This window comes from Nostoc sp. DedSLP04 (assembly GCF_034530775.1).
Lineage (GTDB): Bacteria > Cyanobacteriota > Cyanobacteriia > Cyanobacteriales > Nostocaceae > Nostoc.
The window spans coordinates 273,040-292,018 of the sequence record NZ_JAVRCL010000001.1; the positions used below are offsets into that span (position 1 = coordinate 273,040).

The following is an 18,979-nucleotide window of genomic DNA, read 5'->3' on the forward strand; positions in this document are numbered from 1 at the left end:
AAAGTATCTGTCTTATAAATTTACGTTGGCTGGGTGTAAGTGTTTGCTTATATTGCAGACCACAACAGGTATGGCACGACAGGTTGTAGACTGGCCACTAGATCGCATTCCCAACTAGAATATGTCATTTACTTCTATGCCCTCGCTGCGCGAGCAACAACATCCCCTAATTCGTCAGCTAGCTGATTGTATTGAGGCAGCTTGGCATCAGCACCTGGATTTATCCCCTTACCATTTGCCTAATGAGTTGGGGTATGTGGAAGGTAGACTAGAAGGCGAAAAACTGACGATTGAAAACCGTTGCTATCAAACGCCCCAGTTTCGGAAAATGCACTTGGAACTGGCAAAAATCGGAAATATGCTGGATATTTTGCACTGCGTCATGTTTCCTCGCCCAGAATACAACCTGCCGATGTTTGGTTGCGATTTAGTTGGGGGTAGAGGTCAAATTAGTGCAGCGATCGCAGACCTTTCTCCTATTCAAGCAGAACGCACCTTACCAGAATCTTATACTTCGGCGCTGACACAGCTAACAGTGCTTAACTTTTCCCAACCCCGTGAATTACCAGAATGGGGAAATATTTTTTCTGATTTTTGTATCTTTGTCCGCCCCAGTTCCCCTGAAGAAGAAACAATGTTTCTCTCGCGGGTGCGAGAATTTTTAGACATTCATTGCACCCAAGCGATCGCGTCACATCCTGTTTCAGTTGAACAAGTCACCCAAAATCTTGCCGGACAACACAACTACTGCACCAAACAGCAGCAAAACGATAAAACCCGCCGCGTACTTGAAAAAGCCTTTGGCCCAGCTTGGGCAGAAAATTATATGACCACAGTTTTATTCGACCTGCCAACTTAATCATCTCCTCCATCACCCTCATCTCTCCCATCTGTAGGCTCTGCTACGTTTTCAGCTAATGGATAAATGTAGAATTCATTCAACGAGAGTTTTATGGAGTTCCAAAACAGCAACAAGGAGAATAGTAAGGTCTTTGAAGCGAATATCACAAAATGGTTTGTTGTCTTGGTAGGTGCAAACAACTAGAGACAGCTAACTCATTGACCAGAAAGTTAAGGAAACTCTGATGTGATGTTAGGAATGTTCAAATTGACAGACATTTTTTAGTTAGTTAATCGTTGATTGACTTAAGGAAGACTAACTTTTTTAGCAAGATTGTGTCCAACAAAGGCAACAGTCTATTTTTGATATTTCTTTTCAATTTTGTGACCAACTATAGCCGTAGTAAATGTAGCAGTAAAGTAGCGCATCATACCAATTTAGAATTTTTTATAGAGACCTGATATATCGCGTCTCTATATCTAAATTCATACTGCTTGTGAATTCAGCTAACTTCCATTGCACTCATGTCTCAATAATACTCAGAGTTATTAAATAGTCAGCTACTATAGCGTTTCTGGGTTTCAATACAGACCTAACCCCCAGCCCCTTCCCTACGAGGGAAGGGGAGTAAGTAAGCTTCAAAGCCTCTCTCCTTTTAGGAGAGAGGTTTGGAGAGAGGTCAAAGTGTATTGCATACATAATGAGCGGCTATAGAAAACACCATTTTGTAAAGCCATAGTGTTGAACGTTCATCACACAATGGATTTTTAAGCCATACCCAGCTTGAAACCACTGTTGTTTGTCCTAACAGCTGGCTGTTGATTAAAAACCTTTTTATTTTTACTTCCATCAGCACAATTCAGGTAAATGGGCAACATACTATGTCAAGGGTGACTGAAAAGCCGAAACCAAGTGAACAGACACTAAATCATGAACAACCTAAGATTTGGTGGGGTATCGCTGTAGCCGTGCCAGTAGTAATCGCTGCTGGGATACTAGGTACGGCCAAAATCGAGCAGTTAAGAAAACTAACTACATCCGCACCCGTAATGCCATCTACCAATAGCATTAGTGCTGTAGGGCGTTTGGAACCGCGAGGCGAAGTTGTTAAATTGTCCGCCCCATCATCAGGATTAGCACCATCATCACGAATTCAGCAACTTCTAGTGAGAGAGGGTGAACGGGTAAAGCAAGGTCAAATTGTGGCAATTTTGGACAACCGCGATACCCAAGTAGCCGGACTACAAGAGGCAAAAGCGAAAGTCCAAGAAGCCAGTGCGAATTTAGCGCAAGTCAGGGCTGGCTCTCCAAGAGATATTCAAGCTCAAAGAGCAGTTATTGCTCGTCTACAAGCGCAGTTAATTGGCGAAAGGAATGCAGGGCAAGCAACGATCGCGCGGATTGCAGCTCAGTTAAGTGGTGATAAACTTGTCCAACAAGCAACCGTGAATCGCCTAGAAGCTGAACTCAGTGGGCAAAGAGATGCTCTCAGAGCAACGCTTGCACGTATTCAAGCCGAACAGCGCAATGCTCAAGTCGATGCCGGACGCTATGATTATTTATACAAAGAAGGTGCTATTTCTCAGCAAGAGCGGGACAGAAGACGCTTGAGTGCAGTAACTTCTAATCAACAGGTGGCTGAAAGCCAAGCTACCCTAAAGCAGACATTGGCAACTTTGCGACAGCAACTTGCCGAAGCCAGAGCTACCCAAATACAAAATTTAGCAACTTTGCAACAGCAGTTAATCGAAGCCAGAGTTAATCGTGATAAAACTTTAGCAACTTTGCAAAGACAAATCGATGAAGAAAAGGCCAAACTAAGCAGAATTTTAGATGTTAGTCCTACCGATGTGCAAGTAGCGCAAGCCCAAGTTAGCAATGCGATCGCAAATGTCAGAAAAGCCGAAGCAGAACTGAGATTGAGCTATGTTCAAGCACCAATCGCTGGAGAAATTTTAAAGGTTTACGCCAAATCAGGCGAAGCGATCGGCGCAAATGGCATTGCTGAACTTGGCCAAACCAACCAAATGTTTGTAATTGCTGAAGTCGCTGAAGACAGCATTGGTAAAGTGCGTCTTGGTCAAAATGCTACTATCACCAGTGATAACGGCGCATTTAACGGTGAATTAAAAGGGACTGTCACTGAAATTGGCAGAAAAATTGGTAAAAAAGATGTACTGAATACAGATCCAGCCGCAGATGTGGATGCCAGAGTAGTAGAAGTTAAAATTGCTCTGTCTCCAGAAGATAGCCAAAAAGTTTCTGGTTTAACTTACGCCAAAGTTCTTGTTGATATTAATAACTAATTAAGTTATAGGTGAGCAGCAATACCAATGTACAACTTGATATTTTGGATTGAAAATGCTCTTAATTACGAATTACGAATTACGAATTACGAATTATCTGAACTCTGCTTGGATGCCTATAAAATGAATCAAAAAATACCTCTTTCATGGCTACAACTGACAAGGGAAAAAACTCGCCTAGCTGTGGCATTAGCAGGAATTGCTTTTGCCGATATTTTAATGTTTATGCAACTCGGCTTTCGAGATGCTCTGTATTATAGTAACGTTAGATTCCATAACAGTTTGCAAGGCGATATTGTTTTAATTAATAGTCAATCTAACGCTATATTGGCGATGAGAAGCTTTTCTCAGCGACGGTTATATAAAGCTTTAGAATTACCCGCAGTTCAATCTGTACATCCGATCTATTTGGACTTTACAATCTGGAAAAATCCTGTAACCGGGCGTCCTCGGAGTATCCTAATTTTTGGAATGAACCCAGAAACTAACCTAGTTAATTTACCTGGAGTTCAGGAAAATTTAGATAAACTTAAACTACCTGATGTAGTTCTCTTTGACCGTTCTTCTAGGGTAGAGTATGGGCCGATCGCTGCTAATTATGACCAAGGAAAGACTGTAACAGCAGAAGTACGAAGGCGGCGAATTAAAGTAGAAGGGCTATTTACGTTAGGTGCATCATTTGGTGCAGATGGTAATTTAATTACAAGCGATCTCAACTTTTTCCGAATATTCAGCAATCGTCAAAAAGGATTAATTGATATTGGGCTAATTAGATTAAAACCGGGAGCCGATGCTAATATTGTTGCCCAACAATTACGAAAGTATTTACCTAATGAAGTGAATGTTTTAACTAAACAAGAGTTTATTGATTTTGAGCGGAGTTACTGGGCGAATAGTACAGCTATTGGCTTTATTTTCACATTAGGGACTGTCATGGGTTTCATTGTGGGAACTGTGATTGTTTATCAAATTCTTTATACAGAAGTTGCAGACCACTTAGCTGAGTATGCTACTCTCAAGGCGATAGGTTACACACAAAACTATTTATTGACAGTCATTCTTCAAGAAGCCTTATTATTAGCAGTTTTAGGCTATTTACCTGGGATAGTTTTTGCCTTATTTATGTATAGCAGCGCCAGAAATGCAACACTTTTACCAGTTTTTATGAGTTTTGAGCGAGCGGTAATGGTATTAATTTTGACTATGCTAATGTGCATTATTTCTGGTGCGATCGCAGTTAGAAAATTACGCTCTGCCGATCCAGCAGATATCTTTTAATTAATACAATGTTAATTAAAAAATATGAATAATAATTTTGGCTTATGATAAAAAACAAGCAAATTTAATTTCTGAAAGTCCCTACAGTTAAAGTTTGGAACTACTAATTTATAAATAACAAAAATATCATGGAAAAAGAACCTGTAATCGCCATTAAAAATCTCAATCACTTCTATGGCAAAGGCGCACTGAGAAAACAAATATTATTTGATATCAACCTAGACATTTATCCAGGTGAGATTGTGATTATGACCGGGCCATCGGGTTCAGGTAAAACAACATTACTGAGCTTAATTGGTGGTTTGCGGTCTGTACAAGAAGGAAGTTTAAAATTTTTAGGTGAAGAACTTATTGGCGTCAGTCAAAACAAATTAGTGCAGATGCGACGCAACATTGGTTATATTTTCCAAGCTCACAATTTGCTAGGGTTCTTGACAGCCAAGCAAAATGTGCAAATGGCAGTGGAATTGAACGATAATATTTCTCAAGCAGAAGCAATGGCTAAATCAAAAGCTATGCTGGGGTCTGTAGGTCTAGAAGAACGAGTTGATTACTACCCAGATAATCTTTCTGGTGGACAAAAACAAAGAATTGCGATCGCCCGCGCCTTGGTGAATCGTCCCCCCTTGGTTCTAGCAGACGAACCAACAGCAGCATTAGACAAACAATCAGGACGCGATGTCGTGGAAATAATGCAGAGTCTAGCCAAAAATCAGGGAACTACAATCTTGTTAGTTACGCACGACAACCGCATTTTAGACATAGCCGATCGCATCGTCGAAATGGAAGATGGTCTTTTAACCCGTAATTCCCCCAATACAGTTATTCAGTCATGATTTTTAGTCATTAGTCATTTGTCCTTTGTCCTTTGTGAATGACCAATACAACTTTTGGAGAGGCTACGCCAGCGACTACGCGGTAGTTGAATCTCGACTTCGCTCGATTACCGCGCAGTTGAAACTCTGTACAAGTGACCAATAACCAATAACCAATGACCAATGACCAATGACCAATGACCAATGACAACCATAATTTATTGTCTAGCCGAGCCTGATTTTTTAATTCCAGATGACTTTGGTGGAGTTGGAGTATTTGGTTGGCGAGTAGTACGGAAAGTTACATTCACCCCTTCATTCGATTGTTCTAGCACTAGTAGAGGCGTAGGTTTAGCCTTTTGATCCCAATGCATGGTAGCAATCCGACCTTGAATTATTGGTTGCCAACTATCTTCGTCTTCTATCGGGCTTAGGTAAGTTTCTATACAATCAATAATTTGACTAATAGTCGCAGAAGTTGCTTGCGTCGGTAACTTCATTAACTTGATTTGAATCCGAAACAGCACCCGTTTAGCAGAATTCCCCGGACTACCAGTCTCATACTCGACATCAAAAATTTCATCTACTTGCCGTCCAGCACTATTAGCAATTCCAACCGATCCTTGTTGGGCTTGACTTGGACGCAGGGCTTGAGAAATTTTTTCTTTGATCTGAATCTTTATTTGATTAAGAATTGCAAAATGAAACACCTCCTCTGACATCCGCATTCGCAGATAATCCAGGTTAAAATCCCGTGAGTTCACCAAATCGGGATTAGTTTCCATTTTGCGAATTGTTTCCAGCGCCAGCTTAAACTTTTTCTCTAGTTCTCGCGCGCGGAATTGTTCAAACTTAAGTTTTTTCTCCAGCCTATCCTTCTGGAGTTTAATATACACAATCAAAGCAATCACCACTAAAGCCAGTCCTCCAGAAGTTACCAACAATAATGGTGGTATTTGAGGATTACTTGCTGGTACTTCCTGGGATGCCTTTTTAGTAGCCTTTTTCCCAGAGGATTGGGCAAGAAACATTGAAGTGGACATGGTGGGAAACTGAAAAACTTGACTCCTGATGTTTAGGATGCCCAAATCTTCAAGGTCATCTTGCTGTATGATTAATATTTTTTACAGCATTTTACAAACCGTATATGTCCAGACATTTGAGCCTCGCTCCCCTATCTGAGGTTTCATCTACAAGCTTGAGCAAGATTCGTCTGATAGCCACAGATATGGATGGCACCCTGACTAGACGAGGAAAATTTACTCCCGTACTGCTACAAGCTTTAGAGGATTTAGCCGCAGCTGACATTCAAGTGCTAATTGTCACCGGACGTTCTGCTGGGTGGGTAAGTGGATTGAGTAGTTTGATGCCAGTGGCAGGTGCGATGGCAGAAAATGGCGGTTTGTACTTTCCACCTGGAAATCAGAAACCAATAGTCTTAACACCCATTCCTGATTTAGCTCAACATCGCCAGCACTTGGCTATGACTTTTGAGAATTTACAAACTAAATTTCCCCAAATCCAAGAATCTGCTGATAATCGCTTTCGCATCACCGACTGGACTTTTGATGTAGCTGGTTTGTGTGAAGATGAACTACAAACCCTAGATAATCTCTGTCAACAAATGGGCTGGGGATTTACCTATAGCAACGTGCAGTGTCACATTAAACCCCAAGGACAAGATAAAGCTGTGGGATTGTTGCAAGTATTGCGCGAATATTTGCCCCAGTATTCATCAGAACAAATTGTCACTGTCGGCGATAGTCCTAATGATGAAAGTTTATTCGATCGACGTTATTTTCCTGTTTCTGTAGGCGTGGCAAACGTGTTGGAATATGCAGATAAATTGCAACATCAGCCGGCTTATATGACCGCAGCTGCCGAAGGGGAAGGATTTTGTGAGTTATCTAGTTATATTTTGAAAAGCTTGCACATCTCAACTTAGAGAGAAGTAGAGTTGTTCTACAATAATCTTGTAGCACTGATTTTACAACCATGACGGCTACTTTACCTGCTAGTGTCGAATCAGAAATCTTCTACCCCAGTGCTGATGGTCAACCAGTGGCAGAAACTTACGACCACCTTTATGCCTTACTAACTACCTTAGAAGTCCTGAAACAGTATTTGGCAAATCGTCAGGCAACAGTATTAGGAAATCAATTCCTTTACTATGCACAGGGCTTTCCTAAGTTGCGGGTAGCCCCAGATGTGATGGTGATTTTTGATGTTGCACCCGGTGGTCGAGACAACTATAAAATTTGGGAAGAGGGTCAAGTACCCAGAGTTATTTTTGAAATGACATCCTTTGGTACTAAAGGACAAGACGAAATCTTCAAAAAGACCCTCTATGAGCAGTTGGGTGTCAAGGAATACTGGCTATTTGATCCTAAAGGCGAGTGGGTGGAACAACAGCTACGTGGCTATCGTCTGCGGGGAGAAATCTACGAACCTATAGAGGATGGACGCAGTGAACCATTACAACTGCGTTTGGTGATTGAGGGAAGGCTAATTGGGTTTTATCGAGAAGATACTGGGGAAAAATTACTCATCCCTAATGAACTGGCAGAGGCTTTGGGGCAGGAAGTTTTAGCAAGGCAGCAGGCAGAAGAACTGGTAGAACAGGAACGCCAACGAGCAGAACAGGAACGCCAACGAGCAGAACAAGCAGAATTGCAGATAGAACAGTTAAAGGCAAGGTTGCGATCGCTCAATATAGACCCCGATACTATTCAGTAATATACAGGGTGTAATTCTAGAAGTTCCTGTAGCTACAGGACATGTTACAAACAAGTAGACAATTTGTTACCTGTGTCTTTGCCACATTTATTACCTGAGACAGAATACAATAGATGAATCTCTAGCGCGTTTCAATCTAGTAAGTCTCAACAATACTGATTTTATTGAGAAGACTGTTTTATACAGTCATTCCCAAGCAAAACTGAATCAAAGGATAAATAAACCGCCAGCCCTCTAAGCACCCAGAGACGCTAAGAGATTAACAGATACTTCAAGCACAGGTTAGCGTTTTATTTCCTACTTCCACTAGAAAGTCCAAGATCAATAAGAATTTACCTTTAAATACTGAGGTATAAAATTATGCAAGAAATTGAAAGATTCTTTGGCAACTTGTTCAGTGGCATAATCAACCGCTTTAAGTATTCTGCGATGGACGCTGCCGATCGCAAAATGAGAGAAACTATCGACGACCAGATTGAACAACGGCAGCAAAAACCTAAACCCGAAGATCGAGAAGACCGCGAGTAGACCTTTAAAATAGCAAGATTTTCATTAATAGTGCTGCCCAATTGTTGAGTAGGCAGCACTATTTTTTTGACCTCATTCGGTCAAGCAACTACAACTCTTCGGAATATGTTAACCTAGTATGGTTAACTAATCTCGCACATCTAAGAATTCGGGTGTTTCCCGATTGGGAAATACACTTGGATGGAGGTTTAACCCGAATCGGAGTTGAAAAATATATGCCAGTAGTTTCATTGGCTCAAATGATGGAGTCAGGGGTTCACTTTGGGCATCAGACCCGGCGTTGGAACCCAAAAATGTCTCCTTACATTTATACTTCCCGCAATGGCGTGCATATTATCGACTTGGTGCAAACTGCCCAGTTGATGGATAATGCTTACAACTACATGCGATCGCACGCAGAACAAGGGAAGAAATTTCTTTTCGTCGGCACCAAGCGCCAAGCAGCTGGAATTATTGCCCAAGAAGCTAGCCGTTGTGGTTCACACTACATTAACCAACGCTGGTTGGGCGGAATGTTGACCAACTGGGCAACCATCAAAACACGGGTTGACCGTCTGAAAGATTTAGAACGCCGTGAAGAAACTGGCGCACTAGATTTATTGCCGAAAAAAGAAGCATCAATGCTACGTCGGGAAATGACGAAGCTTCAGAAATACTTGGGCGGCATTAAAACAATGCGAAAAGTGCCCGATATCGTGGTAATTGTAGACCAACGCCGGGAATATAACGCAGTTCAAGAATGCCAAAAGCTGAATATTCCCATTGTGTCCATGTTGGATACAAACTGTGACCCCGATGTAGTAGATATCCCCATCCCAGCAAACGACGATGCTATCAGGTCAATTAAACTGATAGTCGGAAAATTGGCAGATGCCATTTATGAAGGTCGTCATGGTCAGCTGGATGTTGAAGATGATTACGAAGATTACGACGGTAGTGAGTATGACGATGACTACGAAGAAACCGAATATACTGATGCCGTAATTCCCGACGAGGAGACAGAAGAATAGTGCTGAGTCAAGAGTGCTAAGTCCTGAGTAAGATAGAAAGACTCAGCAAATTGAATAGTGCTGAGTCTTAATTTTTGAAGTTGTAAGTTGTGATTTGTCAATGAAGAATAAAATTGATAACTGAACACTCAAAACTCAGCACGGGCTAAACGCCGAGCTAACGCTAACAAAACTCAGTACTCAGTACTAAATTAGGTGAGTGATTACAACTCGAGGTCAAGTTAGGAATTGAGGGAACATGGCGGAAATATCTGCAAAACTCGTCCAAGAGCTACGCCAAAAAACTGGTGCTGGCATGATGGACTGCAAAAAGGCGCTGATAGAGACTGATGGCAATATAGAAGAAGCCATAGACTGGCTACGGAAAAAGGGCATCTCTAAAGCGGGGGGAAAAAGCGATCGCATTGCGGCGGAAGGTCTAGTAGACACTTACATTCAGCCCGAAGGTCGAGTGGGTGTACTCATAGAAGTCAACTGCCAAACCGACTTTGTTGCTCGTAACGAGGCTTTTAAAGCTTTAGTTAAGAATCTAGCAAAGCAAGCAGCGACAGCTGATAGTGTTGAGTCTTTGCTGGCTCAACCCTATATTGAGAATGAAAGTGCGACTGTAGAAGAATCCATCAAGCAAACTATTGCCACCCTTGGTGAAAACATCCAAGTGCGCCGCTTTGTTAATTTTGCAATAGCAGAGGGCACACAAGGTGTAGTAGACAGCTACATTCACACTGGCGGTCGAGTTGGTGTATTAGTAGAACTAGGTTCCCAAACTGAGTCAGTGGCTACTAATTCAGAGTTCCAAACCTTGGCACGGAACACTGCAATGCAAGTTGCGGCTTGTCCCAATGTCGAGTATGTGAGCGTAGACCAAATCCCCGCCGAAATTGCCCAAAAGGAAAAAGACATTGAAATGGGCAAGGATGATTTGGCGAACAAGCCTGAAAACATCAAAGAAAAGATTGTTCAGGGACGGATTGAAAAACGCCTGAAAGAATTGACTTTGCTCGATCAGCCTTACATTCGCGATCAGAGTATTTCCGTAGAAGACTTGATAAAACAAGTCAAGACTCAATTAGGTGAAGAGATTCAAGTGACTCGCTTTGTCCGTTATATACTGGGCGAAGGCATTGAAAAGCAAGAAATCAGCTTTGCTGATGAAGTCGCTGCACAAATGGGCACTAAGTAATATTAGTTAGGAGTTAGGAGTTAGGAGTTAATAGGAAGTTAACTTCATAATTCATAACTTATAATTCTTAATTCCTAACTGCTTAAAGTACAGGTCAAGCAAATAGCCTGACCTGTCTTTTATTTAGTAAGAGACTTACAAATAAAAAAATATCCTAACTCCTGTGGGGTGGGCGACACGATAGCCCAGTCGATATGGCGGGCAAGATGCCCACCCCACAATATTGGATAATTTATTTCTTGGAGTTCCCTAAAAGACAGAAAATATCGCATTTAATTTAAAATATAAAATTCTCTGAAAAGTTATCCTAAAATAAGTTTGTACATTTGTACTATGTAATGGTTCAGATGGGCAAGAGCGAAAAAATATGGCAAGAGCAATCGAGCGAATTGAGCAGGATATTGCAGCACTCCAAGAAGCGATCCGGGCGATCGCGATCGAACTACAAAGCGCTTATGCTAGTTATCTAAATACCTTGGGGCTAGCTGTACGCAAACAGTTGATTCTCGCAAGTTACCACCTCTGCACTCAAGGATATCCCGAAAACTTTTTGCATTTGTCATTGAATCAGCGCCAACAATTGCAACAAGCTATTCGCAAGTTGGGTGAACTCGCAGCTGAACAATTGCTCATTTATCTTACAAGTGAAGAATCAGGGGAAGATGAGGGAGATGAGATGGATGAGGAAGATGAGGGAGACGATATGGATGAGGAAGTAACACCCTCTTCATCTTCACTATTTCTTGACACTTCTAATTCTCAGTATCTCACTGCCAACACCTCCGATCCTATAGAACTGGCAAGATGGCAACAGAAATTAGAAGAGGTTGCGCAAGATATACTGAAAAAACTTTCGCATGATGCTAATCTTTTGTTACAAAAAGCTGGAGTATTGCCGAAAAAATTACCAGAACCGATTTTAGCAGCAGCGGCGGCAGCATCAGAAGCATCTGCTGAGGTCATGCCAGGGCCACCCAATTTATTAAACTTAGTAATTGAAATTGAAAATGAGCAACAGTCAGAAGATTCTGGACTGACTCAAATTATGGCTATTAACCTGCGGCTAGGAGAAATTGAATTTGCTGATGTGACACTTTCCTCCGATCGCAAGCGAATCCGCAGTATTTTAGTTCAGCTAAACAAACTAGGACGAGAGTATAAAAAAAGGTATAAAGAAAAAGCGATCGCTGAAGCTGAAGCTGCATGGCGCGCTAGTTGGTTTGAATAAAGTTATGAGTTATGAATTATGAGTTATGAGTTATTTATTCTTAACTCCTAACTCCTAACTCCTCACTCCTAACTCCTCACTCCTAACTCTGCTGACCAATGACTAATGAAAAACCAGATTGGATACGATTGCACAAAGCCTTGGCAATAGAAGCTGAACGTGGCTTTACAGACTTGATGGGCAGAGAATACCGTTTCAGTGAATTTCTAAGCTTAACTTTGGGCAAATTCCCAACAGGCTTACCCCACACTGAACGCCGCCGTTGGCAAGGATTAGCGGTGCAATTTGCTAGTTATCCACATCTAGCACTGGAAGAAAGGCAGCATTTAGTAGCAGAGACTCGTAGGTATCTTTCCCAACTACAGCAAGAGGATCAGGGGGAGCAGGGGAAGCAGGGGAGCAGGGGAGCAGGGGAGCAAGGGAAAACTTATCAATCCAAAATCCAAAATCCAAAATCCAAAATTATCTCTGAGGTGAGTCGGAGACTTGCACCGAAAATTGAGCAAAAGCTCAGCGATCTACCAGAAATAGGTTTTAAAAAAGCTGATAATTTGGCACGGCTTGGTTTACATACCGTCCGCGACTTGCTTTTCTACTATCCTCGTGACCATATTGATTATGCGCGTCAGGTGAATATCCGCGAGTTACAGGCGGGTGAAACGGTGACAATAGTGGCTACAGTGAAGCGTTGCAACTGCTTTACTAGCCCTAAAAATCAGAAATTATCAATTTTAGAATTGGTAGTAAAAGATAACAGCGGTCAAATCAAAATTGGTCGTTTTTACGCAGGTACGCGCTTTAGCAGTCGCGCTTGGCAAGAAAGTTTAAAACGCCGTTATCCAGTAGGTAGCATTCTGGCGGCCTGTGGATTAGTGAAAGAAAGTAAATATGGCTTGACATTGGATAATCCAGAACTAGAGGTTTTGGCAAGTCCAGGAGATACCATTGAGTCGCTAAATATTGGGCGGGTAGTGCCAATTTATGGACTAACTGAAGGCGTGGTGGCGAATACAGTGCGACAGGCGGTAATTGCGGCTTTACCCGCTGCGGCTAACCTGAAAGATCCTTTGCCAAGTGGTTTGCGGCAGAAGTATGGTTTGATGGAATTGAAAGATGCGATCGCTAATATTCATTTTCCCAGTGATAGCGCCGCCCTACAAGTTGCCCGTCGTCGCCTAGTTTTTGACGAATTTTTCTACCTGCAACTTGGGTTGCTGCAACGTCAACAGCAAGCAAGAGCGATTCAAACCAGCGCTATTCTTGTCCCGCGCGGTCAACTTGTAGAGAAATTTCACGAAATACTGCCTTTTCAACTCACAGGCGCACAGCAACGAGTTCTCAACGACATTCTCAACGATTTACAAAAACCTGTGCCAATGAATCGTTTGGTACAAGGTGATGTCGGTTCTGGTAAAACAGTCGTCGCCGTGCTGGCTATCCTCGCAGCAATTCAATCTGGCTACCAAGCGGCGCTGATGGCTCCGACAGAAGTTTTGGCAGAACAACATTATCGCAAGTTGGTTAGTTGGTTTAACCTCTTGCATTTACCAGTGGAATTACTAACAGGTTCGACTAAAGCTGCTAAACGAAGACAAATACATTCTCAGTTAGGAACTGGTGAATTACCTTTGTTAGTAGGAACCCATGCGTTGATTCAAGACCCTGTAAACTTTCAGCAATTAGGGTTAGTAGTGATCGATGAACAGCATCGCTTTGGGGTAGAACAACGGGCACGTTTGCAGCAAAAAGGCAATCAACCTCATGTGTTAACTATGACAGCTACCCCAATTCCCCGAACCTTAGCACTGACGATACACGGGGATTTGGATGTGAGCCAAATTGATGAGTTACCACCGGGGCGGCAAAAGATTCAGACAACAGTATTGTCAGGTCAGCAACGCAACCATGCTTACGACCTGATCCGCCGAGAAATTGTCCAAGGTAGACAAGTTTATGTGGTTTTGCCTTTGGTGGAAGAATCAGAAAAATTAGATTTGCGATCGGCTGTTGACGAGCATCAAAAGTTACAAGAAAGCGTTTTTCCCGACTTTCAAGTGGGGCTGTTGCACGGTCGTATGAGTTCAGCCGATAAGGATGAAGCGATTACCAAATTCCGCGATAACCAAACGCAAATTTTGGTTTCTACTACCGTTGTTGAGGTTGGTGTAGACGTACCTAATGCTACGGTGATGCTCATTGAAAATGCAGAGCGATTTGGCTTATCACAACTGCACCAACTGCGGGGGCGTGTTGGTCGGGGTGCGGCTCAGTCCTACTGTCTGTTGATGAGCAGTTCTAGAAGCCCTGATGCTCAACAACGGTTGAAGGTATTGGAACAATCTCAGGATGGCTTTTTCATCTCCGAGATGGATATGCGTTTTCGCGGGCCAGGGCAAGTGCTAGGAACTCGTCAATCTGGAGTGCCAGATTTTACTTTAGCGAGTTTGGTTGACGATGAAGAAGTTTTACTTTTAGCACGGCAAGCAGCGGAAAAAATAATAGAGATGGATGTTACTTTAGAGCGTTGGTATTTGATGAAAGAAGAGTTGAAGTATCGATATGAGCGCTTAATGGGTGGGGCGATTTTGACATAATATATTTTAATATTTATCAGCAGATAAAAAATCAAAGAATTAAAAAATGAAGATTACAAATTTTATTAATTATCTTCTTGTTATAGAACCATTATTAGACATTATATTTTTATCTATAATTTTTCTTACTCCTATACTTCTTGTTAATTTTATCAATTTCAAGCGGCTTGCAATTTTATTATGAGGAATATGTTTTCCTGTTGGAGTGATACTTGATGCTTTTTTGAATTGTCTAAAAACTCAACAATTTTGTAACAGTGAAACTTACGAAACTGGGCCGATAATATTTTGTTTCATCTGAAGTTGTATTTATAGCTTCATTTCCCTTATAACTTCTAAGGCAATCAAAGAAATAATGAATAGGAATAATAGACAAAAGAAATAAGATGCGTTTTCTCTGATTCCCTGTTTTCTATCACCTATTCTCTATTTTCAATCACGATGGTTGCTGCATTTGAGCATACGCTTCATAGACCCCCTTCACGTTGTACCAGTTGAGGAAAATTCGAGCAATTTCTAAAGCTAATTGCGGTTTACCTAAATTAATTAGCCATTGCAACAACGGAGCCATTGTTCGTTCATTCAATGCGCCATTGAGTGACAAAATTCCCCAAAGTAACCGATGCAGCCAAGTCATTTGAATCATCATTCGCACTTCCCATGTGGGATGCTTTTGATAAAACAAAACTCCCATCCGTCCGCGTTGAATTTCTTGGTCAATTAATCGGGGAATTTGCTCTAAGTTAAATGCTGGATGCCAGTGATATCCTACGGCTTCTGGACATTTAATTAGTGTCAAACCTAGTTTTTTCAGCCGCACACCTAATTCTAAATCTTCCCAGCCATAGAGTTGAAAACTAGTATCAAAAAGTCCGGCTTTATCTAGCCAATGTTTGGGAATTGCTACATTTCCCGTAGCAAAAAAAGCTGCTGAAAAATCTGTGACTTTGTAGGGTTCAGCGGTTGGATTGTTGAAATTGCAAGTATTAATAACTGCACCGTAAGTAAAAAAGCGATCGCTTCCCAATTTCTCTTTCCCCTGCACTAACGCGTCAGCATGAGCTTGCAGGAAATTCTTCAGCACCACTAAATCGCTATCAATAAAGATAATTGTGTTTCCTTGCGCCTTCTCTACCCCCAAATTTCGAGCAGCAGCTGGGCCAGCATGATCTTGCTGAAACCAGCGCACATGGGGAAACTCTTCTTTGTGTGCTGCTAACCACTCCAATGTGCCATCAGTAGAACCATCATCCACCAAGACAATCTCGTAATTAGTAACCGTTGGCTGACTTAACTCCTGCAACTCCAAGGCGCGGAGGCACTTTTCTAAAATCGGTTGGCGATTATAAGTCGGTATCACAATGCTGAAAAACACAGTCTCACCCACAACACTATTGATTTATCCATCTCCAGGATAGGACAGATGGGGCGCTGACACTGTTCCTTACTTGATTTGGGCTAAGTAAATAGCAAGAGGTAATAATTTTTAGTTAATTAACTTATAACCTCAGCTTAATCATTATCAACTAAAGTAAATAATAAAATAATATCCCTTTATTATTAATAACTTACTAAGTATTTCAAATACAGTAATTTTTCAGAAATTAGAGTTTATTTCTACTAATTTTTTCTGCCACACAGAGGAAAGTTGAATGTCTAAATTAAGTCGGAGAGAACTTTTAATATTTTTTGCTGGCAGTGCTGGTGCTGCTATTTTGGGAGACAAACTTCTAAATAGTTTTGCTAGTGGGGCAGATGCAAAAACGTCCAGTATTAGCTTTACACCTGTACGCCTACCACATCCCCTACCAATTTATGAACAACAGAAAAATTTCTTACCAACAGGAATTGGTCAGGGAGAAGTAGTTAATGCATCTGCGGATATTAAGTTAGGTAACTATAACGTTATTGATGATGTGATAGTGCCGCCAGAGTACGAACGTTATGTAATTGTCAGTTGGGGCGATCGCGTCTTTCCCAACAAAGATGATTATTTCGGTTATAACAACGATTTCACTGGATTTATTCCCCTTGGTAAAACTAATGATGTCGGGTATTTATGGGTGAATCATGAATACGTTAGTTTTCCATTTTCTAGTTTATTAGTAGAAGATTCATCCGATCTGAAAGGACTGCCTGACGCATTTGAAAACGTCATTGGTTGGGCTTTCCCCTCCAGCAAAAATATTGAAGTCGAAGGTGAATTTTTATATAATCAAGGCGGCTCAATCGTTCGTATCTCCCGCCAGAATAACAATAAACGTTTTGCTGTAGTCAAAGATGCCAAAAATCGCCGAATTCATGGTCTTTCTGGGTTGGGAATCAATAGCCAACGCAATGATGACTACAAAAGTATCACAGCTTGGGGAAGTCGCAATCATCAAAAAGGTGACAAAAATTATTTAATGGGAACTGGCCCAGCTGCCAGCCAAGTTTTTAATCTCTCCTCTGATGAATTGGGCAACAAAATTATTGGTACTGCCTTTAACTGTTCTGGCGGTAAAACTCCTTGGGGAACAATTTTATCTGCGGAAGAAAACTTCCAAAATAGCGTTACAGAAGGAGTCAAAGCTAATGGGACTCAGACAGATTATACAGAGAAAACTATCGGCAAAACTTTTGGTTTAGTTGGCGAAAAATACGGTTGGATTGTAGAAATTGACCCCAAAAATCCGAAATTTCGTCCCCGCAAACACACTTCGTTGGGTCGTTTTCGCCATGAAAATGTTGCCCTGCGTGTTGAAAAAGGCAAAAAATTAATTGCTTACTTGGGTGATGACAGACGGGGGGGACACACTTGGAAATTTGTCAGTGCAAACACTATTTCTTCACCCACCAGTAAAACTAACAGCAGTTTATGGGAAAGTGGTACATTATATGTTGCTCGTTACAATCCAGACGGTACAGGTAAATGGATACCGTTACTTTTAACTACCGCTACCAATCCAATTACGCCGACAGTTCTATCTTCTGTAGAATTTGCTGCATTGCAGAAAGTACAAAAAGAAGGTCTTTTACCACTACCGAGACGCAATGGGGTTGCAGGTGAAGTCAAAGATGGTGGTACATTTAAATGCGATCGCACTAACGAAGCAAAAGCATTACCTGATTATCAAAATAAGAAACTTTCTGACTTCTACTCTAGCCAAGGTGCTGTTCTGAGTGATGCCTTTTTAGCTGCAAACTTAGTCGGGGGAACTCCTACAGCGCGTCCAGAAGATATAGAAGTGCATCCAACCACCAAAGAAGTATTCATTGCCTATACTGATGGTGCGCCGGGAAGTGATGGTTATCCTGATTCGCGGATTTTTCAAGTTGCCAAGTTAAGTACAGATGCCAAGGCGACTCAGCAATCAGGAGGACTGTACAAGATTATTGAAGATAGCGCTGATGCTACAGGTTTAACCTTCCGGTGGCAGAGATTTGCCCAAGGCGGCGAAGCCGGGTCAGTTAATGGTGCTGGTTTTGCCAACGTTGATAATCTAGTTTTTGACAATCAAGGAAATGTTTGGGGTGTCACGGATATGTCTACCGGCACTCACAACGGTTTTGATGTAGGTGCTGAAGGTAAGCAAACCAAAATCGATCATACAGTTAGTGGTAATGTTTCTGATTTTACCGGAGTATTCGGTAATAACTGGCTGTTTTATATCCCGACCAGTGGTGCAAATGCCGGACAGGTAATACCATTTGCTCACGGGCCAGTGCGTTGCGAAATGACCGGCCCAACTTTTGTCGGAAATACACTGATTATTTCAGTACAACATCCTGGTGAAGATTGTCCAATTAACGATGGCACAATGCTAAGTCGCAGCATTGAATTACTAGATTTGAATGGTAGTACATTTAATCAAACTCGAAGTTTACCTCGTGGCAGTAGTTGGCCGAGTAATATCTCAAAAAATGATGGTGGTAAGGAGGAAGCTACAGGTATTCCCCGACCATCTGTAATTGGTATCCGCCCAAAAAATTCTCGCAGTAAGTTTATTTAACAAGACAGCATTCTGAATTAAGTTTTGAACTAAAAAGTTACACGTTGCATCTTTTAGAGATGCAACGTCACTTGTATAAAATTTTTGTAAACTTATTTCAATATTTACAGTAAGTTATGTTTTGAGTTGGGGTGTAGGCGTAGCCCTCACACATAGCAATTCTATCTAAGAGGTTGTTTAAAAGTGGTATGTTGTGATTTTAATCGAATTATTACCCCCCTTAATCCCCCCTTATAAATGCGGGAAACAAAAAAATCCGGTTCCCTCACGCCACTTGCTTCAAGTCGGCAGAGCCGCCCAACGCAGTGGCTCCCCTTTATAAGGGGAGGGTGAGGGTGGGGTAAAAATATTTAATACATCAATCATGACTTTTCAAATATCCTCTAAGCTGTGAAAATCAACAAATCACCTTTTCTGCAAAATGCCAAGAAAAGAAAAAGAAGATTTCACATCTAATTTAGGATTGCT

General features: G+C 41.6%; 15 protein-coding genes. 12 read left to right on the forward strand and 3 right to left on the reverse strand.

Annotated features, from left to right (window positions below; genetic code table 11):
* Nucleotides 1-121 precede the first annotated feature (121 nt).
* The 4 genes from RMX89_RS00905 to RMX89_RS00920 all read left to right on the forward strand — a co-directional run bounded on the left by RMX89_RS00905 (nucleotide 122) and on the right by RMX89_RS00920 (nucleotide 5,261).
* On the forward strand, nucleotides 122-859 hold the full coding sequence (locus tag RMX89_RS00905) for a phycocyanobilin:ferredoxin oxidoreductase (RefSeq protein ID WP_322687593.1): 738 nt from the start codon (nucleotides 122-124) through the stop codon (nucleotides 857-859).
* Between the two features lie 863 nt (nucleotides 860-1,722).
* Nucleotides 1,723-3,147 carry an HlyD family efflux transporter periplasmic adaptor subunit gene (locus RMX89_RS00910; protein ID WP_322673509.1) on the forward strand — a complete coding sequence of 475 codons (1,425 nt, stop codon included), beginning with the start codon at nucleotides 1,723-1,725 and terminating at the stop codon, nucleotides 3,145-3,147.
* 123 nt (nucleotides 3,148-3,270) lie between these two features.
* Nucleotides 3,271-4,425: an ABC transporter permease DevC gene (gene devC / locus RMX89_RS00915; RefSeq protein ID WP_322687612.1), complete on the forward strand. Its 1,155-nt coding sequence runs from the start codon at nucleotides 3,271-3,273 to the stop codon at nucleotides 4,423-4,425.
* Between the two features lie 128 nt (nucleotides 4,426-4,553).
* Nucleotides 4,554-5,261, forward strand: a complete 708-nt coding sequence (locus RMX89_RS00920; protein ID WP_099100678.1) for a DevA family ABC transporter ATP-binding protein — start codon at nucleotides 4,554-4,556, stop codon at nucleotides 5,259-5,261.
* A gap of 197 nt (nucleotides 5,262-5,458) precedes the next feature.
* Here the strand turns inward: RMX89_RS00920 and RMX89_RS00925 are convergent, their stop codons facing one another.
* Complete coding sequence (locus RMX89_RS00925; RefSeq protein ID WP_322673506.1) at nucleotides 5,459-6,283, reverse strand: hypothetical protein; 825 nt, start codon at nucleotides 6,281-6,283, stop codon at nucleotides 5,459-5,461.
* 104 nt (nucleotides 6,284-6,387) lie between these two features.
* On the opposite strand from RMX89_RS00925, the gene RMX89_RS00930 reads away from it, so the two are divergent.
* The 3 genes from RMX89_RS00930 to RMX89_RS00940 all read left to right on the forward strand — a co-directional run bounded on the left by RMX89_RS00930 (nucleotide 6,388) and on the right by RMX89_RS00940 (nucleotide 8,504).
* Complete coding sequence (locus tag RMX89_RS00930; RefSeq protein WP_322673505.1) at nucleotides 6,388-7,185, forward strand: HAD family hydrolase; 798 nt, start codon at nucleotides 6,388-6,390, stop codon at nucleotides 7,183-7,185.
* A gap of 50 nt (nucleotides 7,186-7,235) precedes the next feature.
* Nucleotides 7,236-7,976 (forward strand): Uma2 family endonuclease, encoded by a 741-nt coding sequence (locus RMX89_RS00935; protein ID WP_322683128.1) that lies wholly within the window; start codon nucleotides 7,236-7,238, stop codon nucleotides 7,974-7,976.
* Nucleotides 7,977-8,336: 360 nt separating this feature from the next.
* On the forward strand, nucleotides 8,337-8,504 hold the full coding sequence (locus RMX89_RS00940; protein ID WP_322687594.1) for a hypothetical protein: 168 nt from the start codon (nucleotides 8,337-8,339) through the stop codon (nucleotides 8,502-8,504).
* 126 nt (nucleotides 8,505-8,630) lie between these two features.
* Here RMX89_RS00940 and RMX89_RS00945 read toward each other — a convergent pair whose 3' ends face one another.
* Nucleotides 8,631-8,795 (reverse strand): hypothetical protein, encoded by a 165-nt coding sequence (locus tag RMX89_RS00945; RefSeq protein WP_322687613.1) that lies wholly within the window; start codon nucleotides 8,793-8,795, stop codon nucleotides 8,631-8,633.
* On the opposite strand from RMX89_RS00945, the gene rpsB reads away from it, so the two are divergent.
* The 4 genes from rpsB to recG all read left to right on the forward strand — a co-directional run bounded on the left by rpsB (nucleotide 8,720) and on the right by recG (nucleotide 14,519).
* Nucleotides 8,720-9,514 (forward strand): 30S ribosomal protein S2, encoded by a 795-nt coding sequence (gene rpsB, locus RMX89_RS00950; protein WP_190913288.1) that lies wholly within the window; start codon nucleotides 8,720-8,722, stop codon nucleotides 9,512-9,514. The two genes, RMX89_RS00945 and rpsB, sit on opposite strands and share 76 nt — an antisense overlap.
* Nucleotides 9,515-9,752: 238 nt before the next feature.
* Complete coding sequence (tsf, locus tag RMX89_RS00955) at nucleotides 9,753-10,697, forward strand: translation elongation factor Ts (RefSeq protein ID WP_322687595.1); 945 nt, start codon at nucleotides 9,753-9,755, stop codon at nucleotides 10,695-10,697.
* 367 nt (nucleotides 10,698-11,064) lie between these two features.
* Nucleotides 11,065-11,925 carry a hypothetical protein gene (locus RMX89_RS00960; RefSeq protein WP_322687596.1) on the forward strand — a complete coding sequence of 287 codons (861 nt, stop codon included), beginning with the start codon at nucleotides 11,065-11,067 and terminating at the stop codon, nucleotides 11,923-11,925.
* 98 nt (nucleotides 11,926-12,023) lie between these two features.
* The gene (recG, locus tag RMX89_RS00965; RefSeq protein WP_322687597.1) at nucleotides 12,024-14,519 is read left to right on the forward strand and encodes an ATP-dependent DNA helicase RecG; all 2,496 of its coding nucleotides are present in this window, start codon (nucleotides 12,024-12,026) and stop codon (nucleotides 14,517-14,519) included.
* 436 nt (nucleotides 14,520-14,955) lie between these two features.
* Here recG and RMX89_RS00970 read toward each other — a convergent pair whose 3' ends face one another.
* Nucleotides 14,956-15,906 carry a glycosyltransferase family 2 protein gene (locus RMX89_RS00970; protein WP_322687598.1) on the reverse strand — a complete coding sequence of 317 codons (951 nt, stop codon included), beginning with the start codon at nucleotides 15,904-15,906 and terminating at the stop codon, nucleotides 14,956-14,958.
* A gap of 265 nt (nucleotides 15,907-16,171) precedes the next feature.
* Between RMX89_RS00970 and RMX89_RS00975 the strand changes: the two genes are divergently transcribed.
* Nucleotides 16,172-18,511, forward strand: coding sequence for a PhoX family phosphatase (locus RMX89_RS00975; RefSeq protein WP_322687599.1), 2,340 nt, complete (start codon nucleotides 16,172-16,174; stop codon nucleotides 18,509-18,511).
* Nucleotides 18,512-18,979 lie beyond the last annotated feature (468 nt).